Here is a 21,328-nt window from a genome sequence, read left to right as displayed (position 1 = left end):
CCCGAGGGCGTGCGGGGGTTACGACCAGCGGCCGGTGCGCCCCAGCAGCAGCGCCCCGGCGGCCACCCCTGCGGTGGAGGTGCGCAGCACCGACGGGCCCAGCCGGTACGGCTTCGCGCCCGCCTCGGCGAAGGCGGCCAGCTCCTCCGGGGAGACCCCGCCCTCCGGGCCGACCACCAGCACGATGTCCCCCGCCCCGGGCAGCGCGGCGTGCGCCAGCGGCTCGGCACCCTCCTCGTGCAGCACGGCGGCGAAGGCGGCCTGCGCCAGCAGCGGGGCCAGCTGCCGGGTGGTCATCGGCTCGCGCACCTCGGGGAAGCGCAGCCGGCGGGACTGCTTGCCCGCCTCCCGGGCGGTGGCCCGCCACTTGGCGAGCGCCTTGGCTCCGCGTTCGCCCTTCCACTGGGTGATGCAGCGCGAGGCCGCCCAGGGGACCACCACGTCCACGCCGACCTCGGTCATGGTCTCCACGGCCAGCTCGCCGCGGTCGCCCTTGGGCAGCGCCTGGACGACGACGATCCGCGGCGCCGGCTCCGGCTCCCGGCGCACGGCGGTCACCGTGACGTCGATCGCGTCCTTGCCGAACACCTCGGCGACCGTCCCGTCCACCCCGAGCCCCAGCCCGTCCGCCAGGGTCACCGCCTCACCGGCCGCCAGCCGCTTCACCGCGGCCGCGTGCCGCCCCTCCGCCCCGTCCAGGCGCACCAGCGCCCCGGGCGCGGCGGCGGCGATCCGCTCGGTGTCGACGACGAAGACGGGCGCGGTCATGAGAGGGAACCTCCAGGAATGGAACGGAAACGCGAAAGGGGTGCCGGGGAACTGCCCCCGGCACCCCTTCCCGGACGACTACCGGCCGTTGAAGGCGTCCTTCAGGCGCGAGAACAGGCCCTGCTGGCCCGGCGCGAACTGGCCGGACGGGCGCTCCTCGCCGCGCAGTATGGCGAGCCGGCGCAGCAGCTCCTCCTGCTCGGGGTCGAGCTTGGTGGGCGTCTGCACCTCGACGTGCACTATCAGGTCGCCCCGGCCGCCCCCGCGCAGGTGGGTGATGCCCCGACCGTGCAGCGGGATCGACTGGCCGGACTGGGTGCCGGGCCGGATGTCGACCTCCTCCAGCCCGTCCAGGGTCTGCAGCGGCACCTGGGTGCCGAGCGAGGCCGCCGTCATCGGGATGGTGACGGTGCAGTGCAGGTCGTCCCCGCGCCGTTGGAAGACGCTGTGGGTGGTCTCGGCGATCTCGACGTACAGGTCGCCGGCCGGGCCGCCACCGGGGCCGACCTCGCCCTCGCCGGCCAGCTGGATCCGGGTGCCGTTGTCGACACCGGCCGGGATCTTGACGGTCAGGGTGCGGCGGGCGCGGACCCGGCCGTCGCCGGCGCACTCGGGGCACGGGGTCGGCACGACGGTGCCGAAGCCCTGGCACTGCGGGCAGGGGCGGGAGGTCATGACCTGCCCCAGGAAGGAGCGGGTGACCTGGGAGACCTCGCCCTTGCCGCGGCACATGTCGCAGGTCTGCGCGGAGGTGCCGGGGGCCGCGCCCTCGCCGCTGCAGGTGGTGCAGGTGACGGCGGTGTCGACCTGGAGTTCCTTGGTGGTGCCGAAGGCGGCCTCCTCCAGGGTGATCTCCAGCCGGATCATGGCGTCCTGGCCGCGGCGGGTGCGCGAGCGCGGGCCGCGCTGGCCGGCCGCGGCGCCGAAGAAGGCGTCCATGATGTCGGAGAAGCCGAAGCCCGCCGCGCCGGCGCCGAAGCCGCCCGCGCCGCCGCCGCCCGGTGAGAGCGGATCGCCGCCGAGGTCGTAGACCTGGCGCTTCTGCGGATCGGAGAGCACCTCGTAAGCGGCGTTGATCTCCTTGAACCGCTCCTGCGTCTTCGGGTCCGGGTTGACGTCCGGGTGCAGTTCGCGTGCCAGGCGCCGGAACGCCTTCTTGATCTCGTCCTGCCCCGCATCCCGTCGGACGCCGAGTACCGCGTAGTAGTCCGTGGCCACCAAATGCTCCGCTTGTTCCGCCTGTAGTAGTGCGACTGGACACCGCCGTCAGAATTCTGACGGCGGTTGCTTGCTACGACTCAGCCAGGATCTGACCCACGTACCGTGCCACCGCCCGCACCGCCCCCATTGTGCCCGGGTAGTCCATCCGGGTCGGACCGATCACACCGAGTTTGGCCACGCTCTCGTCGCCCGAACCGTAGCCGACCGACACCACCGAGGTGGAATTCAGCCCTTCGTACGCAATCTCCCGCCCGATCCGGACCGTCATCCCGGCGTCCCCGGTCTCACCCAGGAGGCGGAGCAGGACGACCTGCTCCTCCAGGGCCTCCAGCACCGGCTGGATGGTGAGCGGGAAGTCGTGGCCGAAACGCGTCAGGTTGGCCGTGCCGGCCAGCATGATGCGCTCCTCGTTCTGCTCGGCCAGCGCCTCGAACAGGGTCGCCAGGACCGTACTGACCGTCGGCCGGTCGATCTGCTCGAACGTGGCCGGCAGCTCTTCCAGCAGCCCCGGGACGTCCGGCAGCCGCTGGCCGGCGGCCCGGACGTTGATCCGCGCCCGCAGGTCCGCCAGGACCGTCTCGCCGACCGTGCCCGGGCAGTCGACCATCCGCTGCTCGACCCGGCCGGTGTTGGTGATCAGGACCAGCATCACCTTCGCCGGGGCCAGCGCCACCAGCTCGATGTGCCGGACGGTGGAGCGGGTCAGCGAGGGGTACTGCACCACGGCGACCTGCCGGGTCAGCTGGGCGAGCAGCCGCACCGTGCGGGCGACCACGTCGTCCAGGTCGACGGCGCCGTCCAGGAAGTGCCGGATCGCCCGGCGCTCCGGGGCGCTCATCGGCTTGATCTCGGCGAGCTTGTCGACGAACAGCCGGTAGCCCTTGTCGGTGGGGATGCGCCCGGCGCTGGTGTGCGGCTGGTGGATGTAGCCCTCCTCCTCCAGCGCCGCCATGTCGTTGCGCACGGTCGCCGGGGAGACTCCGAGGTTGTGGCGCTCCACGAGGGCCTTGGAGCCGACCGGCTCCTCGGTGCCCACGTAGTCCTGGACGATGGCACGCAGAACGGCGAGCTTGCGGTCGTCCAGCTGGCGGACCTCACCGGCCATGGGCACGCACCTCCGTCTTCGCACGTTGTCCGTCTGTGATGCTGCGGGCCGCTCCGGGAGGACCCCGGCCCTGGCACTCTGCGCACACGAGTGCCAAAACCGTACCTGCCAGTGTAAGGCCCGGGTCCTGTCCCAGGAACGGCCCGGCCGGAGTGATCCTGCCCGCAGTCCCGGGGCACGGCCCCTTCCGCCGCAACTCGCGGCGCGGGGGTGGTGCCGTGGGGCCGTCCGGGTGGCAGCATCGAAAGCGACGGCGAACGGAGGAGCAAGAGATGTCGAGCTCGGGCCAGCACACCCGTTTCGCGCCCGATCGCGGCCTGACCAGCCGCATGGTCGCGACGATGTTCGTGATCGGGCTGCTGTACGTCGGTTTCACGGGCCTGCTGATCGCGCTGCTGCGCGGGGCCTGGCCGCTGATCGTGCTGATCTCCGGCGGGCTGTTCGTGGCCCAGTTCTGGTTCAGCGACAAGATCACCGAACGGGCGATGGGCGCCCGCGAGGTGACCGAGGAGCAGTACCCCCAGCTGCACGGCACCATCGACCGGCTCTGCGCCCTGGCCGACATGCCCAAGCCCCGTGTGGCGGTCGCCGACAACGACATGCCGAACGCCTTCGCCACCGGCCGCAACCCGCAGAACGCCGTGGTCTGCGTCACCACCGGCCTGCTGCGCCGGCTCGAACCCGAGGAGCTGGAAGGCGTCCTGGCGCACGAGCTGTCGCACGTCGCCCACCGGGACGTCGCGGTGATGACCATCGCCGGCTTCCTCGGCGTGCTCGCCGGGGCGATGACCCGGATCGCCGTGTACGGCGGGTTCATGGGCGGCGGGCGCAACAACAACGACCAGAACACGGCCATCGCGGCGCTGGTCATCCCCCTGGTGTCCATGGTCGTCTACGCGATCAGCTTCCTGCTCACCCGGCTGCTCTCCCGCTACCGCGAGCTGGCCGCCGACCGGGCCGCCGCCCAGCTCACCGGCCGGCCCAGCGCCCTGGCCTCGGCCCTGACCAAGGTGACCGGGCAGATCGCGGCCATCCCCACCGAGGACCTGCGCAAGTCGCAGCCATACAACGCCTTCTACTTCGCCCCCGCGCTGAGCGCCCGGGAGACTGCCTCCCAGCTGCTCTCCACCCACCCGACGCTGGAGAAGCGGCTGGCGCAGCTGGCGAAGATCTCCGAGCAGCTCGGCCGCTGATTCCCGTTGAGGAAAGGACCACCGTGGGATTCCTGGACGCCCTGTTCGGCCGCAGCAAGCCCGTCAAACCCGACCTCGACCAGCTGTTCGGCGTGCCGTCCGCCGCGCTCACCCTGGAGGCCGGGGCCGGGTTCCTTCCCACCGGGCTCGGCTCGGTCTGCTTCGCGGCCGTCGAGGGCGCGGCCTTCGTCCAGGTGGAGCAGCAGGTCCGGGCGCTGCTGGACGCCGACACCGAGCGCGGCGGCGTACCGGTGGAGGCCTCCAAGGACGGCTACGGCTACTCCTGGCTGCTCGCCCGGCACCAGCCCGAGGAGCTGCCGGAGCTGGTGAACGACCTGCACGCGGTCAACAGCGAACTGGAGGCGAACGGCTTCGGTCCGCAGCTGCTCTGCTCGCTGGTCTGCTTCCGCAACGGCGAGGGGCAGTCGCTGGCCCTGGTCTACCTCTACAAGCGCGGCACCTTCTACCCGGTGTGCAAACAGCGTGGGCAGGAGAAGCGGAACAACGCCCTGGAGATCGAGATCTCCAACATGCTCAAGAACGATCTTCGTATCGAGCCTGACCTGTCCCGCTGGTTTCCCCTCTGGGGTGCTCCGGGCATGGAGGAGTGAACTCACCTGGCGGCCCGGCAGGCCGTCCGCTACAGCAGTCCGATGAGGAACCGGAGCGCCAGCCCGCACCCGAGCAGCAGGAAACCGCTCAGCAGGAGCAGCCCCAGGGCCCAGGCCAGATCGGTCAGCCGGTGCCTGGCCGTTCGCGGGACCTCGTCCCACGGCTCACCCCGGAAAGGTTCCGGTGCGGGAAGCGGGCCCGCGAGATCCAGGCGCATGTGCTCCTCGGAGCAGTACGTCCGGTAGAGCACCTCGGCGGACCGGCGGTCGATCTCCAGGGCCAGCCACCCCTCGGGCAGGTCGGTGCCCCAACGCGCCTCCGTCCTGGACTCTGCCCGGCCGCAGAAGTCGCACAGCTCCAGGTCCTGGCCGTCCGTCGGCTCGTCCCGCTCCGGCACCCCACCGTGGGCGGCCCCGGTCGGCGTGGCCGCCACGACGGCCGGCGCGGTGGTGTCCGCTGCGTCGGCCGTCCCGGGGGCCCCGGTGCCTTCCAGCTCCGACACGACGTGCAGCACGAAGACAACCCCGAGGGCGACCATGGCAGCGCCGGTGTACCGCGGCCAGTTGTCCTGCGCGAGGCCGAAGGCCGCTCCGGAGACCACGAGAAGAAGCCGGATCCCGGCCCGAACGACGCGGGAGCGGAAGTAGCGCATGCGGTGATCATCCCAGCACCCGTCTCGCGCATCACGGCCGGGGACCGAGCGGACGAGGGGCAGGTGAACGAGTGGCTGGACAAGGGGCATTACGCGGCGAACGACCCGCGGCTGGAGAAGGACCTGAGCCGCTGGTTCCCGGTCCGGGGCGCGCCGGGCCTCTGACGGTCCGTCCGCCATCCCTATGATCACCCGTATGCGCAGCCGCCAGTACGGACCGGACCTCACCCCGCCGTGGAAGAAGCAGACCCCCGCACCGGAGGTGCCCGCCGAACGGGACCTGGTGGTCGAGGAGGCCGCCACCGGCTTCTGCGGGGCGGTGGTGCGCTGCGAGAAGACCGCCGAGGGGTTCACCGTCACCCTGGAGGACCGCTTCGGCAAGCACCGGGTCTTCCCCCTGGTCCCACGCGGCTTCCTGCTGGAGGGCAAGGTCGTCACCCTGGTCCGCCCCACCGGCCCGGCAGCGCCCCGCACGCCCGGCCGCACCGCCTCCGGCTCGGTCGCCGTCCCCGGCACCCGCGCCCGGGTCGCCCGCGAGTCCCGCATCTACGTCGAGGGCCGGCACGACGCCGAACTGGTCGAACGCGTCTGGGGTGACGACCTGCGCATCGAGGGCGTCGTCGTCGAATACCTCCGGGGCATCGACGACCTCCCGGCGATCGTCGCCGACTTCGCCCCCGGCCCCGGCCGCCGCCTCGGCGTCCTGGTCGACCACCTGCTCCCCGGCACCAAGGAACACCGCATCGCCGCCCAGGTCACCGGCGACTCGGTACTGGTCGTCGGTCACCCCTACATCGACGTCTGGCAGGCCGTGAAGCCGTCCAGCGTCGGCATCCCCGCCTGGCCCGCCGTCCCCCGCGGCGAGGACTGGAAGGAGGGCACCTGCCGCCGCCTCGGCTGGCCGGTGGACACCCCGGCTGCCTGGAAGCACATCCTGTCGAAGGTCAACAGCTACAAGGACCTGGAGCCCGAACTGCTCGGACGGGTCGAGGAGCTGATCGACTTCGTGACCCTGCCGGAGTGAGGTGGGTCAGACGTACTTCTGAAAGTCCGTGGTGTCCAGATCGATATCGAGCAGGTCGATGGGGACAGGCTCGCCGAACTTACTGGTCCGCTCGGACATGTACCTCGGGAGCCCGGACCCGGGAGCCTGACCCAACTCGGTCAGCAGCACGCACACTCCCTTGATCGGGTCGACGATCAGATACGCGGGGATGGTGCCCTCGGCGTAGAGCTCCCGCTTGGTCCGGTAGTCACGATCGACACTGGTCTTCGAAACCACCTCGACCACCAGGGTGACGGCGGGCGACGGCAGTAGTCGTCCGTGCTCCTCGACCGACCCGCGTTCGAAGACGACCAGGTCGGGCTGGGGTTCGCTGGCCTGACCGGGAATCCCCAGGTCCTGGGTGGTGAGTGGACGCCAGCGACCGGACGGAAGCTGCTGCTGAATCGCGAGGACGATGAGGTTGTGGACCATGTCAGGTCCCGCCATCATCACGATTTCCCCCCTGATGAGCTCGGCCTTGATGCCTTCCGGCACCTCCAGGTTCTCGAAGATCCCGGTCATCCGATCATCGATGGCGGTCATCGCACGCTCCCTCCGACGGCTGACACCCACGTTAACGAATGTCAGTCCACCAGGTCACGCACGACCGCGTCCGCCAGCAGCCGCCCCCGGAGGGTGAGGGCGGCGCGGCCCGCCTCGTACGACTCGGGGGCGAGGAGGCCGTCCGCGAGGGCCTTGGCGGCGGCCTTGCGGCCGGTGTCGGTCAGCAGGTCGAGCGGGACGCCGTCGACCAGGCGCAGTTCCAGCAGGATGCGTTCGACCCGGCGGTCCTCATCCGACAGGAGTTCGCGGCCCAGCGCCGGGGTGCGGCCCTCGGTGAGGGACTGGGCGTAGGCGGCGGGGTGCTTGGCGTTCCACCAGCGGACGCCGCCGACGTGGCTGTGGGCGCCGGGGCCCGCGCCCCACCAGTCGGCGCCGGTCCAGTAGAGCTCGTTGTGACGGCAGCGGCCCTCGGGGGTGGTGGCCCAGTTGGAGACCTCGTACCAGGAGTAGCCGGCCGCGCTGAGCGCCTGCTCGGCGATGAGGTAGCGGTCGGCGTGCACGTCGTCGTCGATCATCGGCAGTTCGCCGCGCTTGACCCGGGCGGCCAGCCGGGTGCCGTCCTCGACGATCAGGGAGTACGCGGAGACGTGGTCCGGTCCGGCGCCGATCGCCGCGTCCAGGGAGGCCCGCCAGTCGTCGTCGGACTCGCCGGGGGTGCCGTAGATCAGGTCGAGGTTGACGTGCTCGAAGCCGGCCTCGCGGGCCTCGGCCACGCAGGCCTCGGGGCGGCCCGGGGTGTGGTGGCGGTCGAGCAGCCGGAGGACGTGCGGGCGGGCGCTCTGCATGCCGAAGGAGATCCGGTTGTAGCCGCCCTCGCGCAGCTCGGCCAGGTACGCCGGATCGACGGACTCCGGGTTGGCCTCGGTGGTGACCTCGGCGTCCGGGGCGAGCCCGAACTCCTCGCGCAGCGCGGCGAGCATCTTCACCAGGTCGCGGGCCGGCAGCAGGGTGGGGGTGCCGCCGCCGAGGAAGACGGTGCGCACCGGGAGGTCCGTGTCCCCCAGCACCTTCCGGGCCAGCCGGATCTCGGCGACCACGTTGTCGGCGTAGGTCTCCTGCGAGGCGACCGCCCCCGAGGAACGCAGCTCGGTGGCCGTGTAGGTGTTGAAGTCGCAGTAGCCGCAGCGGCTGGCGCAGTACGGCACGTGCAGGTAGAAGCCGAACGGCCGTTGCCCCAGTCCGGTGAGGGCGTGCGCGGGCAGGGAACCGTCGGACGGCACCGGTTCGCCGTCGGGGAGTGCGGAGGGCATGACCCCATTGTCCCGTACGGCCCGCGAACCCCGCGCGGACCGTACGGGAGCCGGGCTCAGGCCTCGTTGGCGCCCGCGTACATCGCGGCCACCGCGTCGGCGTAGGTCTGCTCGACCACCGGGCGCTTGATCTTCAGGCTCGGGGTGAGCTCGCCGTGCTCGATGTCGAGGTCGCGCGGCAGCAGGTGGAACTTCTTGATCGTCTGCCAGCGCTGGAGGTCGGCGTTGACCCGCTTCACGAAGCCCTCGATCAGCTGGCGCACGGCCGGCTCCCCGGCCAGCTCGGCGTAGGTCCGGCCGGCCAGGCCGTGCTCGGCGGCCCACGGCATCAGCACCGACTCGTCCAGGCCGATCAGCGCGGTGCAGAAGTTGCGGCCGTTGCCGATCACCAGGATGTTGCTGACGAACGGGCAGACCGCCTTGAACTTGCCCTCGACCTCGCTGGGCGCCACGTACTTGCCGCCGGAGGTCTTGAACAGGTCCTTCTTGCGGTCGGTGATCCGCAGGAAGCCGTCGGCGCTCAGCTCGCCGATGTCCTCGGTGTGGAACCAGCCGTCCGGCTCCAGCACCTCGGCGGTCTTGTCCGGCAGGTTGTGGTAGCCGCGCATCACGCCGGGGCCGCGCAGCAGGATCTCGCCGTCCTCGGCGATCCGCACCTCGGTGCCGGGCAGCGCGCGGCCCACCGTGCCGATCCGCACGTCCTCCTCGCGGTTGACGCAGGAGCCGGCGCTGGTCTCGGAGAGGCCGTAGCCCTCCAGGATCGGCACCCCGGCGCCGAGGAAGAAGTAGCCGATCTCGGGGGCGAGCGCCGCACTGCCGGAGACGGCCCCGCGCAGCCGGCCGCCGAAGGCCGCCCGGATCTTGGCGTACACCAGCTTGTCGGCCAGCGAGTGCTGCACCCGCAGGGCCAGCGGGGCGCTGCCGGCGCCGGTGGCGACCCGGCTCGCCTGGACCGCCCGGGCGTGCTCGCGGGCGACCTTGGCGGCCCACATGAAGATCTTGTACTTGGCGCCGCCCTCGGCCCGGGCCCGGCCGGCGATGCCGTTGTAGACCTTCTCGAAGATGCGCGGCGCGGAGGCCATCACGGTCGGCCGGATGACCGGCAGGTTGTGGATGATCCGGTCGACGCGGCCGTCCACCGCCATCACGTGGCCGGTGGCGATCTGCCCCGAGATCAGCGTCTTGCCGAACACGTGCGACAGCGGCAGCCACATGAACTGGACGTCGTCGGAGCGCAGCAGCCCGCTGGCCTCCTGCGCCCGGCCCTCGTACGCCCAGCAGTCGTGCACCAGGCGCACGCCCTTGGGGCGGCCGGTGGTGCCGGAGGTGTAGATGAGGGTGGCCAGCTGCTCCTTGTCGAGCGCGGCCACGGCCTTCTCGATCGCGTCCGGGTGCTGCTCCAGGTACTTCGCGCCGCGCTGTTCCAGCTCGGCGAGGGTGAGCAGTTCCAGCCCGGCCGTCGCGGGGGTCTCCTCGGGGGCGTCGAAGAGGATGACGGTGCGCAGCTCGGGCAGGTGCTCGATCTGCTCGACGGCCTTGGCCAGCTGGGCGGCGTTCTCGGCGAACAGCGCCTTGGAGCCGGAGTTGGAGAGGATGAAGGCGGTCTCGTCGGCGTTGGTGCTGGGGTAGACCGTGGTGATGGCGGCGCCCGCGCACATGGCCCCGAGGTCGGCGATGATCCAGTCGAGCCGGGTGGAGGAGGCCAGCGCGACCCGGTCCTCCGCCTGGATGCCGAGCGCCATCAGGCCGGCCGCCACCGCCTTGACCCGTACGGCGGTCTGCGCCCAGGTGAGCGAGCGCCACTGCTCGGCGCCCGGGGCGCCGTCCGCGGCGTGCTCGTCCACCGGGGCGGGGTAGCGGTAGGCCTCGCCGTTCGGAGTGGCGGCGACGCGCTCCAGGAACAGGTGGGCGACGGAGGCGGGACGCCCGGCGACGATGTCGGCACTGCCGGAGTCGATCAGGGACTGCGCGGAACTCAACGAGGACCTCCGGGGGCGGGTGGCCGTCTGAGGGATTGCGGCGCCCGTGGGGGCGGTCGCCGGGCCCCGGTTCACCTGAGCGGTACCGGTCAGTAACAAGGGCGTAGTCAGCAGCCTAGGGGGAAATCGGTCATTCCGTAAGGGGGCGGATCCAGCTGGCACGGCGTCGCGGCGCCGGTGCCCGGGCGCGGGGCCCGCGGACGGCCCGCCCCCATCCGGATCCGCGGGAGGGCTTGGCAAAGGCCCGGCAAACCTCAGCCGGACGGCCCCCGAATCGTCTGTGCGACGCCGCAGAACAACGAGAATTGGGGTGCGAACCCGACCGGCGACGACAAGAGTGTGCCAGTGCTGACCAGACTGCTCCGGGCGTACCTGCGCCCATACTCCCGACCGATCACCTTGCTGGTGGTACTCCAGCTGGTGTCCACCCTCGCGGCGCTCTACCTGCCGACACTCAACGCCGACATCATCGACAGCGGCGTGATCAAGGGCGACACCGGCTACATCATGCGCGTGGGCGCGGTGATGATCGGCATCACCCTGGTCCAGGCCCTCTGCTCGATCGGCGCCGTCTACTTCGGCGCCCGCACGGCGATGGCCTTCGGCCGGGACCTCCGGGCCGCCGTCTTCGACCGGGTGCAGAGCTTCTCCGCCCGCGAGGTCGGCGAGTTCGGCGCGCCCTCCCTGATCACCCGCACCACCAACGACGTCCAGCAGGTCCAGATGCTGGCCCTGATGAGCTTCACCCTGATGGTGGCCGCGCCGATCATGTGCGTCGGCGGCATCATCATGGCGCTCAACCAGGACGTCCCGCTGTCCGGCCTGCTGCTCGCCGTCATCCCCGCGCTCGGCATCGTCGTCACGTTGCTGGTCCGCGCGCTGCGGCCCAAGTTCCGCAGCATGCAGAAGAAGATCGACACCGTGAACCGGGTGCTGCGCGAGCAGATCACCGGCATCCGGGTGATCCGCGCCTTCGTCAAGGACGACCACGAGCAGGCCCGCTTCGCCACCGCCAACGAGGACCTCACCCAGGTCGCCCGGCACGTCGGCCGACTGATGTCCGTGATGTTCCCGGCCGTGATGCTGGTCGTGAACCTCTCCAGCGTCGCGGTGCTCTGGTTCGGCGCCCACCGCATCGACAGCCACGACATGCAGATCGGCGCGCTGACCGCCTTCCTCTCCTACCTGCTGCAGATCCTGATGAGCGTCATGATGGCCACCTTCATGTTCATGATGGTGCCCCGCGCCGAGGTCTGCGCCGAGCGCATCGAAGAGGTCCTCGGCACCAGCTCCAGCGTCGTCCCGCCGTCCGCGCCGATCACCGAGGTGCTGCGCCGCGGCAACCTGGAGCTGCGCGACGTCGACTTCCGCTACCCCGGCGCCGAGGCCTCGGTGCTGCGCGGCATCGACCTCACCGCCCGCCCCGGCGAGACCACCGCCATCATCGGCTCCACCGGCAGCGGCAAGTCCACCCTGCTCGGCCTCGTCCCCCGGCTCTTCGACGCCACCGGCGGGCAGGTCCTGCTGGACGGCGTGGACGTGCGCGACCTCGCCCCCGAGGCGATCGCCGAGAGCGTCGGCATCGTCCCGCAGAAGCCGTACCTGTTCTCCGGCACCGTCGCCAGCAACCTGCGCTACGGCCGTCCCGACGCCACCGACGAGGAGCTCTGGCACGCCCTGGAGATCGCCCAGGCCAAGGAGTTCGTCGAGAAGCTGACCGAGGGCCTGGACGCCCCGATCGCCCAGGGCGGCAGCAACGTCTCCGGCGGTCAGCGCCAGCGCCTGGCCATCGCCCGCGCGCTGGTGCGCAAGCCCGACGTCTACCTCTTCGACGACTCCTTCTCCGCGCTCGACTACGCCACCGACGCCAAGCTGCGCAAGGCCCTCGCCCACGAGACCGCCGACGCCACCGTCCTGATCGTCGCCCAGCGCGTGTCCACCATCCGCGACGCCGACCGGATCATCGTCCTCGACGAGGGCGCGGTCGTCGGCACCGGCACCCACCGTGAACTGATGGCCGACAACCCGACGTACCGGGAGATCGTGCTCTCCCAGCTCACCGAGCAGGAGGCGGCGTGACCAGCCCCGGAAAGCCCGCCGGGAAGCCGGCGGACAGACTCCCCAGCGACTCGCAGGCCGCCGCCGCCCGCCGCGGCCCGGCCGGACCGGGTCGCTTCATGGGCGGCCAGGGCGCCGAGAAGTCCATGGACTTCAAGGGCTCCGGCAAGCGCGTGCTCGGCCTGCTGCGCCCCGAGCGCACCCTGCTGATCGGCGTCCTGCTGCTCGGCGTGGTCAGCATCGGCTGCGCCGTCATCGGCCCCAAGATCCTCGGCAAGGCAACCGACCTGATCTTCGCCGGCGTCGTCGGCGCCCGCTTCCAGCCCGGCACCTCCAAGACCGATGTCATCGCCGGGCTGCGCGCCCACGGCGAGGGCGGCGTCGCCGACCTGCTCTCCGCGGTCGACTTCACCCCCGGCCACGGGATGGACTTCGGCGCCATCGGCTCCATCCTGCTCTGGGTGCTCGGCATCTACGTCGCCGCCGCCGCCCTCGGCATCTTCCAGGGCCGCCTGGCCACCAAGGCGATCCAGTCGGCCGGCTACCGGCTGCGCCAGGACGTCGAGGCCAAACTGGCCCGGCTGCCGCTGAGTTACTTCGACAAGCAGCCGCGCGGCGAGGTGCTCAGCCGGGTCACCAACGACATCGACAACATCGGCCAGTCCATGCAGCAGACCATGGGACAGGTGGTCAACTCGCTGCTCACCGTGGTCGGTGTGCTGGCGATGATGTGCTGGATCTCCCCGCTGCTCGCCGTGATCGCGCTGGTCTCGGTGCCACTGTCGGTGGTCGTCGCCGCCAAGGTCGGCAAGCGGGCCCAGCCGCAGTTCGTCCAGCAGTGGAAGTCCACCGGCCAACTCAACGCCCACATCGAGGAGATGTACACCGGCCACACCCTGGTCAAGGTGTTCGGCCGGCAGCACGAGTCCGCCGAGACCTTCCGCGAGCACAACGAGGCGCTCTTCCACTCCAGCTTCCGGGCCCAGTTCATCTCCGGGATCATCCAGCCCGCGATGATGCTGATCGGCAACCTGCAGTACGTCCTGGTCGCGGTCGTCGGCGGTCTGCGGGTGGCCAGCGGCGCGCTGTCCATCGGCGACGTGCAGGCCTTCATCCAGTACTCCCGGCAGTTCAGCCAGCCGCTCACCCAGGTCGCCAGCATGGCCAACCTGGTGCAGTCCGGGGTCGCCTCCGCCGAGCGCGTCTTCGAGCTGCTGGACGCCCCCGAGCAGAGCCCCGAGCCGGCCATGCCCGAGAAGCCGGACGCGGTCCGCGGCCGGGTCGTCTTCCAGGACGTGTCCTTCCGCTACGACCCGGACAAGCCGCTCATCGAGGACCTCTCGCTCAAGGTCGAGCCCGGCCAGACCGTGGCCATCGTCGGCCCCACCGGCGCCGGCAAGACCACCATGGTCAACCTGCTGATGCGGTTCTACGAGGTCAGCGGCGGGCGGATCACTCTGGACGGGGTGGACATCGCCGCGATGTCCCGCGAGGACCTGCGCTCGGGCATCGGCATGGTGCTCCAGGACACCTGGCTGTTCGGCGGCACCATCTCCGACAACATCGCCTACGGCGCCCAGGGCGCCACCCGCGAGCAGGTCGTCGAGGCCGCCAGGGCCGCCCACGTCGACCGCTTCGTCCGCACCCTGCCGGACGGCTACGACACCGTCCTCGACGACGAGGGCACCGGCGTCAGCGCGGGCGAGAAGCAGCTGATCACCATCGCCCGGGCGTTCCTCGCCCAGCCGTCCATCCTGGTCCTGGACGAGGCGACCAGCTCGGTCGACACCCGTACCGAGGTGCTGATCCAGCGGGCCATGGCCCGGCTGCGCACCGGCCGCACCAGCTTCGTGATCGCCCACCGGCTCTCCACCATCCGGGACGCCGACGTGATCCTGGTGATGGAGAACGGCTCGATCGTGGAGCAGGGCTCGCACGACGAGCTGATCGCCGGCGGCGGCGCGTACGCCCGGCTGTACCAGGCGCAGTTCGCGGAGGCCGTGGCCGAGGTCGACTGACGCAGCCTCATGTGACGGGCCGGGACGGGACTCACCCGTCCCGGCCCTTCGCGCGCCCGGCCTTTCGCGCGCCCGGCCCTTCGCGCGCCCGGGTCTTCCCAGAGGGCGGACCTTCGCAGCGGGCGGCGGCGTTCGCTACCGTGACTCCCGTGACCGCCCAGCCCGCAGCCCCCGACGCCTTCGAGACGAACCGCCGCTACCTGGGCTCGGTCGCCTACCGGCTGCTCGGCTCCTTCACCGACGCCGAGGACGTCCTCCAGGACGCCTGGCTGCGCTGGCAGGCCGCCGACCGCGCCGCCGTCGCCGACCCGCGCGCCTTCCTCACCACCGTGGTCACCCGGCTCTGCTACGACCAGCTCGGCTCCGCCCGGGCCCGCCGCGAGGCCTACTACGGCGAGTGGCTGCCGGAGCCGTCCGTCTCCTACGCGAGCGTCCCCGACTCCCCCGCCGAGCTGGCCGAACGCGGCGAGTCCGTCTCGCTCGCCCTGCTCGCCGTCCTGGAGCAGCTCAGCCCGGCCGAGCGGGCCGCCCTCGTGCTGCACGACGTGTTCGCGGTCGGCTTCGAGGACATCGCCGCCTCCCTGGACCGCACCCCCGACGCCACCCGCCAACTCGCGTCCCGGGCCCGCCGCCGGGTCAAGGACGGCGGCGGGCACTCCGACGGCGCCGACCCGGCCGAGCACCGCCGGGCCGTCGAGGCGTTCGCCTCCGCCTGCACCAAGGGCGACATCCTGGGCCTGATGGAGATCCTCGACCCGGACGTGGTCTGGCACGCCGACGGCGGCGGCATCGTCCGCGCCGCCGCCCGCCCGGTGCGCGGCGCCGACAAGGTGGCCCGGCTGGTGGCCGGCCTGGTGGACAAGTGGTTCACCCCCGAGTTCGGGCTCGGCTACGCGACGGTCAACGGCGAGCCGGGCCTGCTCTGGTACGAGAAGGCCACCGGCACCGTCACCGGCGTGGTCGCCTTCGCCCTGGCCGACGGGCGGATCTCCGAGGCATACGTCGTGGTCAACCCCGAGAAGCTCACTCGGATCAGCCCGGTCACGGCCCCCTGCCCCCCCCCCCCCCCCCGCGAACCTGTGACGCAGGTCACCGTCACATCCTGACCGGCCGCGTCGTCCCCCTCCCGAACAGCGCTCCACCGGAGCGACCTCGCGAGGAGGCGGACGAGATGAGCAGCACCACCAGCACTGGCAAGCGGATCGTCGTACTGGGCGCCGGGTACGCCGGACTCAGCGCGGCCAAGGGCGCCGGACGGCACCACACCGTCACCCTGGTCGCCCCCGAGGAGCGGCTCCTGCACCGCATCCGCCAGCACGAGACCGCGGCCGGCCGCGGCCGCGACTGGCCCGCCATCGGCGAACTGGCCCGCGGCCGCCGGATCGAGCACCGCCGGGCCCGGGCCGTGGACATCGACCCGGCCGGACACGAGGTCGTCCTGGACGACGGCACCACCCTCGGCTACGACACCCTGGTCTACGCCCTCGGCAGCCGCACCGCCTGGCACGGCGTCCCCGGCGCCGCCGAGCACGCCCACCCCGTGGAGCGCGCCGCCGAGGTGCGGCGCCTGATCCGCGAGGCCGACCGCCCCAGCACCCTGGCCGTCGTCGGCGGCGGCGCCACCGGCATCGAACTGGCCACCGAACTCGCCGAGGCCCACCCCGGCTGGCGGGTGCGGATCGTCACGGCCGGGCAGGTCGGCGGCACCTACTCACCCAAGGGCCGCGCCCACATCCGGCGCGTCCTCGACCGGCTCGGCGTCGCCGTCCACGACAACGCCACCGTCACCGAGGTCAACCCGGACGGGCTGCGCACCACCGCCGGCCCGATCGGGGCCGACCTCACCGTGTGGGCCGCCTCGATGGAGCCGCACCCGCTGGCCGCCGAGGCCGGACTGGCCGTGGACGAGCACGGCCGGGCCCTGGTCGACGACCACCTGCGGTCGCTCTCGCACCCGGACGTCCACGTGGTCGGCGACGCCGCCGCGGTCACCGTCCCCGGCGTCGGCACCCTGCGGATGGGCTGCGCCACCGCGCTGCCGCAGGGCCAGTACGTCGGCAGGCTGCTCGACGGGCGCACCTCGAAGCCGTTCTCGTTCAAGTACGTCGTGCAGTGCCTGAGCCTCGGTCGGCGGGACGGGCTGTTGCAGCTGGTCCACCCGGACGACTCGATGAAGCCCACCGTCCTCACCGGCACCGCGGGGCGGCTGGCCAAGGCCGGGATCGTCAGCGTCGTCCTCGGCGCGCTCAAGTAGCCAGCGGGGCGTCCTGCGCGAACGGCGTCCTGCGCGAACGGCGTCCTGCGCGAACGCGGAAGGGCCCGGGCGGGTGCCCGGGCCCTCCTGGTGCCGCTCGCCGCTACTTCTTGTCCTTCGGCGTCTCGGCGTCGGTGGACAGCGCGGCGATGAAGGCCTCCTGCGGGACCTCCACGCTGCCGACCATCTTCATCCGCTTCTTGCCTTCCTTCTGCTTCTCCAGCAGCTTCCGCTTACGGGAGATGTCACCGCCGTAGCACTTGGCGAGGACGTCCTTGCGGATCGCGCGGACCGTCTCACGGGCGATCACCCGGGAGCCGATGGCGGCCTGGATCGGCACCTCGAACTGCTGGCGGGGGATGAGCTTCTGCAGCTTGCCGGCCATCATCACGCCGTAGCTGTAGGCCTTGTCCTTGTGGACGATCGCGGAGAAGGCGTCCACCGCGTCGCCGTGCAGCAGGATGTCCACCTTGACCAGCTGCGCGCTCTGCTCGCCGATGGGCTCGTAGTCGAGCGAGGCGTAGCCGCGGGTCTTGGACTTCAACTGGTCGAAGAAGTCGAAGACGATCTCGGCCAGCGGCAGGGTGTAGCGCAGCTCGACCCGGTCCTCGGACAGGTAGTCCATGCCCTGGAGGCTGCCGCGGCGGGACTGGCAGAGCTCCATGATCGCGCCGACGAACTCGTTGGGCGCCAGGATGGTGCCGCGCACGACCGGCTCGTAGACCTCGGAGATCTTGCCGGACGGGAACTCGCTCGGGTTGGTGACGGTGTGCTCGGTGCCGTCCTCCATCACCACCCGGTAGACCACGTTCGGGGCGGTGGAGATCAGGTCGAGGTTGAACTCGCGCTCCAGGCGCTCCCGGATGATCTCCAGGTGCAGCAGGCCGAGAAAGCCGCAGCGGTAGCCGAAGCCGAGCGCGACCGAGGTCTCCGGCTCGTACACCAGGGCGGCGTCGTTGAGGCGCAGCTTGTCCAGGGCGTCGCGCAGCAGCGGGTAGTCCGAGCCGTCCAGCGGGTACAGGCCGGAGAACACCATCGGACGCGGGTCCTTGTAGCCGCCGAGCGGCTCGGTGGCACCCTTGTGCATCGAGGTGATCGTGTCACCGACCTTGGACTGCCGGACGTCCTTCACGCCGGTGATGATGTAGCCCACCTCGCCGACGCCGAGGCCGTCGGCGACCTTCGGCTCGGGCGAGATGACGCCGATCTCCAGCAGCTCGTGGGTGGCGCCGGTGGACATCATCGCGATGCGCTCGCGCTTGGTGAGCTGACCGTCCACGACACGGACGTAGGTGACCACGCCGCGGTAGGAGTCGTACACCGAGTCGAAGATCATCGCGCGGGCCGGGGCGTCCGCCACACCGACCGGGGCCGGGATGGTGTTGACGATGTGGTCCAGCAGGTCCTCGACGCCGAGGCCGGTCTTCGCACTGACCTGGAGCACGTCGGAGGGGTCGCAGCCGATGATGTGGGCGATCTCGGCCGCGTACTTCTCCGGCTGGGCGGCCGGCAGGTCGATCTTGTTCAGGACCGGGACGATCGTGAGGTCGTTCTCCAGCGCCAGGTACAGGTTGGCGAGGGTCTGCGCCTCGATGCCCTGGGCCGCGTCGACCACCAGGATGGTCCCCTCGCAGGCCGCGAGGGAGCGGGACACCTCGTACGTGAAGTCCACGTGGCCCGGGGTGTCGATCATGTTGAGGATGTGCGTCGTCCCGGCGTCCGGCCCGGTCTTGGGGGCCCACGGAAGGCGGACCGCCTGCGACTTGATGGTGATGCCGCGCTCGCGCTCGATGTCCATGCGGTCGAGGTACTGGGCACGCATCTGCCGTGGGTCGACGACGCCGGTGATCTGCAGCATCCGGTCTGCGAGCGTCGACTTGCCGTGGTCGATGTGGGCGATGATGCAGAAGTTGCGGATCAGCGCCGGGTCGGTACGGCTGGGCTCTGGCACATTGCTGGGGGTCGCGGGCACCTTGGTCCGATTCTCCGTTGGTCCGGGGCCGGGGGTGTCCGGATCATCGCTGACCGGCTATCCCGGGGACCGGACAGTCTCGTCCGATCGAAATAGTTCCTCCCATCTTCCCACGACTGCGGCACTGGACGCCGTTCGGGCACCTCGGAGCCTTCCGCCGCACGCCATGAGGCGGCAGGATGGCCGTTCGTGATCCTGGAAAGCGCGCTGCTCGACGTCCTGCCCGGCCGGGAGGAGGAGTTCCTCGCCGCCTTCGCCGAGGCCCGTCCGCTGATCGCCGTCCAGCGGGGCTTCCGCTCCCTGGAACTGCGCCGCTGCCTCGACGAGGGACGCGGCTCGCGCTTCCTGCTCCAGGTGGAGTGGGAGACGCTCGCCGACCACACCGAGGGGTTCCGCGGCTCGGCCGAGTACCAGCGGTGGCGGGAGCTGCTGCACCGGTTCTACCGACCGTTCCCGGAGGTCGAGCACTACGGCGAGCCGCTACTCGACGCGTAACGGGCACGGTCCGTAAGCTAACCTGCCCAGCCGTGAGACGCATCGAACTGAGCCGCGCGCCCCGCGGAGCGCGGACAAGACGGCACAGCAAGGCCGAATCGGCCCAGGCACGGCTCGGCTGGCTCGACGCGCTGCGCGGCCTCGCCGCCCTCGCGGTGGCCCTGCACCACTTCGGACTGCGGTTCTTCATCCCGCACGGCATGGCACTGACCCACCACTTCGACCTCGGCCTGTTCGGGGTGATGCTGTTCTTCCTGGTCAGCGGCTACATCGTGCCCGCCTCCCTGGAACGGCGGGGCGACATGCAGGCGTTCTGGGTCGGCCGGGTGTTCCGGATCTACCCGGCGCTCATCGTGGGCTTCGTCGCCGCGCTGGTGATCCTGCCGTCGGGACACAACCAGATGATCGACCGCGCGGTCTTCGAACACCCGCTGCTCTCGCTGGGGGCCAACGGCCTGCTGCTCCAGGACCTGCTGGGCGTGCCCAATGCCATCAGCATCATGTGGAGCCTCACCTACGAGATGGTCTTCTACTACTTCGTCTCCGCCCTCTTCGTGCTCCGCAAGCACCGGCAGAGCGGACCGATCGCGGTGGGCTTCGCGACCTGCGCGGTCCTGCTCGGCGGGGTGCTCACCCCGGCGAACCTGGCCAGGCAGGGCCTGTCGACCGAGAACCTGATCCTGGCCGCCGGCCTCGTGGTGGCCATGGGCCTGTTCTGCGCCATCAGCGGCAACCCGCAGCTCACCCGCACCGGGGCCCTGCTGCTCGGCGTGCTCGGGTTGGTGCTGGCCTTCGGCAGCAGCCGGTCCGCCATGTTCGAGACGATGATGATCTTCGCGACCATGTTCGCCGGAACCGTCGTCTACCGCGCGGAGCACGGCCAGATCGACCGCATCCAGGCCTTCGCCTACTGCGCCTTCGTCTTCCTCGCCGGAGTGCTCGGCGGGCGCATGTACAACCACGGGGACGCGCTGTGGCGGACCTGGACCACCAGCTGGATGGCGTGGTCCTTCGCCTACGCCGGGGCCTGGATCATGCTCGTCCTGGGCATGGCCCTCAGGAAGCGGCGGTTCCCGAAGGCGCTCACCTGGCTGGGCACCGTCAGCTACTCGGTGTACCTGCTGCACTGGCTGGTCATCGACGGCATGGACTGGCTCCACGGCATGCCGTGGCTCTTCCTCGGGACGCCGGCGCCGACGTCGACCAGGTTCGCGATCCTCTTCACCCTGACGTTCCTGGCCGCCACGCTCGTGGCCGCCTACCTGATGTACCGGCTGGTCGAGGTGCCGTTCCAGAAGCTCGGACGGCGGTTCCTGACCTGGCTCAAGCAGCACACCGGGGGCCCGGCCGACGCCCGGGGGGCCGGCACCCCGGTCCCTGCCCAGGTTGCCCCGGCGGTCGGCGCTCCCGTCGCCCCCGGCTCCGCCAGCCCCGCTCCCGTCACCCCCGACCCTGTACCGCCGGGTCGCTGAGACTGCCGGTTTGGGGCGGGCGGTCGGCCCCTGGTAGCGTGGGCTGCTGCACCTGGCCTCGGCATGCCCTCTCAGCTTGACCGCGGCCTTCAGGTGCAGCCCGTTCAATACCTTTTAGACAGACTGAGGCTCCTTCGTGGCGAACATCAAGTCCCAGATCAAGCGCAACAAGACCAACGAGAAGGCGCGCCTGCGCAACAAGGCCGTCAAGTCCTCGCTGAAGACCGCTCTGCGCAAGGCCCGTGAGGCCGCTGCCGCCGGCGAGACCGAGAAGGCCGTCGTGCTGGCCCGCGCCGCCTCCAAGGCGCTGGACAAGGCCGTGAGCAAGGGCGTCATCCACGCCAACCAGGCCGCCAACAAGAAGTCGGCCATCACCAAGCGCGTCAACGCGGCCGCCCAGGCCTGATGCCCCCGGGGGCTCCGACCCCCACCGCCTCGGACGACCCGGCCCTCTACCCGGAACCCTGAGGCGCGCGGTACTCGCACCGCACGCGGCCTGCGTTCGCCACGCGGGTGCGGTGCACACCAGCTGTACGACAGGCGCCGCAGCCGGTCTCTTCCCCAGAGGCCGACTGCGGCGCCTGTCGCGTTTCCCGCTCCGGCCGCTATGGTCGGTCGGTCACGCGCGACCGAGGTGCGTTCGAGGCGCGGGGAGCGCCCCGGGCGCCCG

The 21,328-nt window shown here is 71.2% G+C and carries 19 protein-coding genes; 11 read left to right on the top strand and 8 right to left on the bottom strand.

Annotation, left to right across the window (positions count from 1 at the left end):
* Positions 1-18 precede the first annotated feature (18 nt).
* The 3 genes from ACIRYZ_RS20920 to hrcA form a co-directional block, all read right to left on the bottom strand.
* On the bottom strand, positions 19-768 hold the full coding sequence (locus ACIRYZ_RS20920; protein WP_402946172.1) for a 16S rRNA (uracil(1498)-N(3))-methyltransferase: 750 nt from the start codon (positions 766-768) through the stop codon (positions 19-21).
* 78 nt (positions 769-846) lie between these two features.
* Positions 847-1,986, bottom strand: a complete 1,140-nt coding sequence (dnaJ, locus tag ACIRYZ_RS20915; protein ID WP_402946170.1) for a molecular chaperone DnaJ — start codon at positions 1,984-1,986, stop codon at positions 847-849.
* Between the two features lie 73 nt (positions 1,987-2,059).
* The gene (gene hrcA, locus ACIRYZ_RS20910; RefSeq protein ID WP_393027795.1) at positions 2,060-3,094 is read right to left on the bottom strand and encodes a heat-inducible transcriptional repressor HrcA; all 1,035 of its coding nucleotides are present in this window, start codon (positions 3,092-3,094) and stop codon (positions 2,060-2,062) included.
* A gap of 272 nt (positions 3,095-3,366) precedes the next feature.
* On the opposite strand from hrcA, the gene htpX reads away from it, so the two are divergent.
* A complete protein-coding gene (gene htpX / locus ACIRYZ_RS20905; protein WP_393027793.1) occupies positions 3,367-4,287 on the top strand; it encodes a zinc metalloprotease HtpX in 921 nt (306 codons plus the stop codon).
* A gap of 23 nt (positions 4,288-4,310) precedes the next feature.
* A complete protein-coding gene (locus tag ACIRYZ_RS20900; protein WP_393027791.1) occupies positions 4,311-4,898 on the top strand; it encodes a hypothetical protein in 588 nt (195 codons plus the stop codon).
* Positions 4,899-4,927: 29 nt separating this feature from the next.
* Here the strand turns inward: ACIRYZ_RS20900 and ACIRYZ_RS20895 are convergent, their stop codons facing one another.
* Positions 4,928-5,551 carry a hypothetical protein gene (locus ACIRYZ_RS20895; protein WP_402946167.1) on the bottom strand — a complete coding sequence of 208 codons (624 nt, stop codon included), beginning with the start codon at positions 5,549-5,551 and terminating at the stop codon, positions 4,928-4,930.
* 3 nt (positions 5,552-5,554) lie between these two features.
* On the opposite strand from ACIRYZ_RS20895, the gene ACIRYZ_RS20890 reads away from it, so the two are divergent.
* Together ACIRYZ_RS20890 and ACIRYZ_RS20885 are read left to right on the top strand one after the other, a co-directional pair.
* Entirely contained in the window at positions 5,555-5,716 is a 162-nt protein-coding gene (locus ACIRYZ_RS20890; RefSeq protein WP_402946165.1) for a hypothetical protein, read from the top strand.
* A gap of 31 nt (positions 5,717-5,747) precedes the next feature.
* Positions 5,748-6,575 carry a DUF3097 domain-containing protein gene (locus ACIRYZ_RS20885; RefSeq protein ID WP_402946163.1) on the top strand — a complete coding sequence of 276 codons (828 nt, stop codon included), beginning with the start codon at positions 5,748-5,750 and terminating at the stop codon, positions 6,573-6,575.
* A gap of 6 nt (positions 6,576-6,581) precedes the next feature.
* Here the strand turns inward: ACIRYZ_RS20885 and ACIRYZ_RS20880 are convergent, their stop codons facing one another.
* Genes ACIRYZ_RS20880 through ACIRYZ_RS20870 form a run of 3 tightly spaced genes read right to left on the bottom strand, consistent with a single transcriptional unit; the run spans position 6,582 to position 10,389 of the window.
* Complete coding sequence (locus tag ACIRYZ_RS20880) at positions 6,582-7,139, bottom strand: Uma2 family endonuclease (protein WP_402946161.1); 558 nt, start codon at positions 7,137-7,139, stop codon at positions 6,582-6,584.
* 41 nt (positions 7,140-7,180) lie between these two features.
* Positions 7,181-8,410: a radical SAM family heme chaperone HemW gene (gene hemW / locus ACIRYZ_RS20875; protein WP_402946159.1), complete on the bottom strand. Its 1,230-nt coding sequence runs from the start codon at positions 8,408-8,410 to the stop codon at positions 7,181-7,183.
* A 56-nt stretch (positions 8,411-8,466) separates the two neighbouring features.
* Positions 8,467-10,389, bottom strand: coding sequence for an AMP-dependent synthetase/ligase (locus ACIRYZ_RS20870; protein ID WP_402946157.1), 1,923 nt, complete (start codon positions 10,387-10,389; stop codon positions 8,467-8,469).
* Positions 10,390-10,734: 345 nt separating this feature from the next.
* Between ACIRYZ_RS20870 and ACIRYZ_RS20865 the strand changes: the two genes are divergently transcribed.
* The 4 genes from ACIRYZ_RS20865 (at position 10,735) to ACIRYZ_RS20850 (ending at position 16,719) form a co-directional block, all read left to right on the top strand.
* Positions 10,735-12,468 (top strand): ABC transporter ATP-binding protein, encoded by a 1,734-nt coding sequence (locus tag ACIRYZ_RS20865; RefSeq protein ID WP_402946155.1) that lies wholly within the window; start codon positions 10,735-10,737, stop codon positions 12,466-12,468.
* Between the two features lie 98 nt (positions 12,469-12,566).
* Positions 12,567-14,465, top strand: a complete 1,899-nt coding sequence (locus tag ACIRYZ_RS20860) for an ABC transporter ATP-binding protein (RefSeq protein ID WP_402946443.1) — start codon at positions 12,567-12,569, stop codon at positions 14,463-14,465.
* A 149-nt stretch (positions 14,466-14,614) separates the two neighbouring features.
* Positions 14,615-15,571: an RNA polymerase sigma factor SigJ gene (gene sigJ, locus ACIRYZ_RS20855; RefSeq protein WP_402946153.1), complete on the top strand. Its 957-nt coding sequence runs from the start codon at positions 14,615-14,617 to the stop codon at positions 15,569-15,571.
* Positions 15,572-15,636: 65 nt separating this feature from the next.
* Positions 15,637-16,719 carry an NAD(P)/FAD-dependent oxidoreductase gene (locus tag ACIRYZ_RS20850; protein ID WP_402946151.1) on the top strand — a complete coding sequence of 361 codons (1,083 nt, stop codon included), beginning with the start codon at positions 15,637-15,639 and terminating at the stop codon, positions 16,717-16,719.
* Positions 16,720-16,822: 103 nt separating this feature from the next.
* On the opposite strand, the gene lepA is transcribed toward ACIRYZ_RS20850, so the two are convergent.
* A complete protein-coding gene (gene lepA, locus ACIRYZ_RS20845; RefSeq protein ID WP_402946149.1) occupies positions 16,823-18,691 on the bottom strand; it encodes a translation elongation factor 4 in 1,869 nt (622 codons plus the stop codon).
* Between the two features lie 189 nt (positions 18,692-18,880).
* Here lepA and ACIRYZ_RS20840 point away from each other — a divergent pair, with 189 nt between their 5' ends.
* The 3 genes from ACIRYZ_RS20840 to rpsT all read left to right on the top strand — a co-directional run bounded on the left by ACIRYZ_RS20840 (position 18,881) and on the right by rpsT (position 21,064).
* Entirely contained in the window at positions 18,881-19,186 is a 306-nt protein-coding gene (locus ACIRYZ_RS20840; RefSeq protein WP_393027772.1) for an antibiotic biosynthesis monooxygenase family protein, read from the top strand.
* A 32-nt stretch (positions 19,187-19,218) separates the two neighbouring features.
* Positions 19,219-20,658, top strand: coding sequence for an acyltransferase family protein (locus ACIRYZ_RS20835; RefSeq protein WP_402946147.1), 1,440 nt, complete (start codon positions 19,219-19,221; stop codon positions 20,656-20,658).
* 136 nt (positions 20,659-20,794) lie between these two features.
* Positions 20,795-21,064 carry a 30S ribosomal protein S20 gene (rpsT, locus tag ACIRYZ_RS20830; RefSeq protein WP_196951699.1) on the top strand — a complete coding sequence of 90 codons (270 nt, stop codon included), beginning with the start codon at positions 20,795-20,797 and terminating at the stop codon, positions 21,062-21,064.
* Positions 21,065-21,328 lie beyond the last annotated feature (264 nt).

Origin of the sequence: Kitasatospora sp. NPDC101155, from assembly GCF_044768305.1 — a bacterium.
GTDB lineage: Bacteria > Actinomycetota > Actinomycetes > Streptomycetales > Streptomycetaceae > Kitasatospora.
Note: the sequence above shows the minus strand (reverse complement) of the source record. Positions and strands in the feature narration are given on the sequence as shown.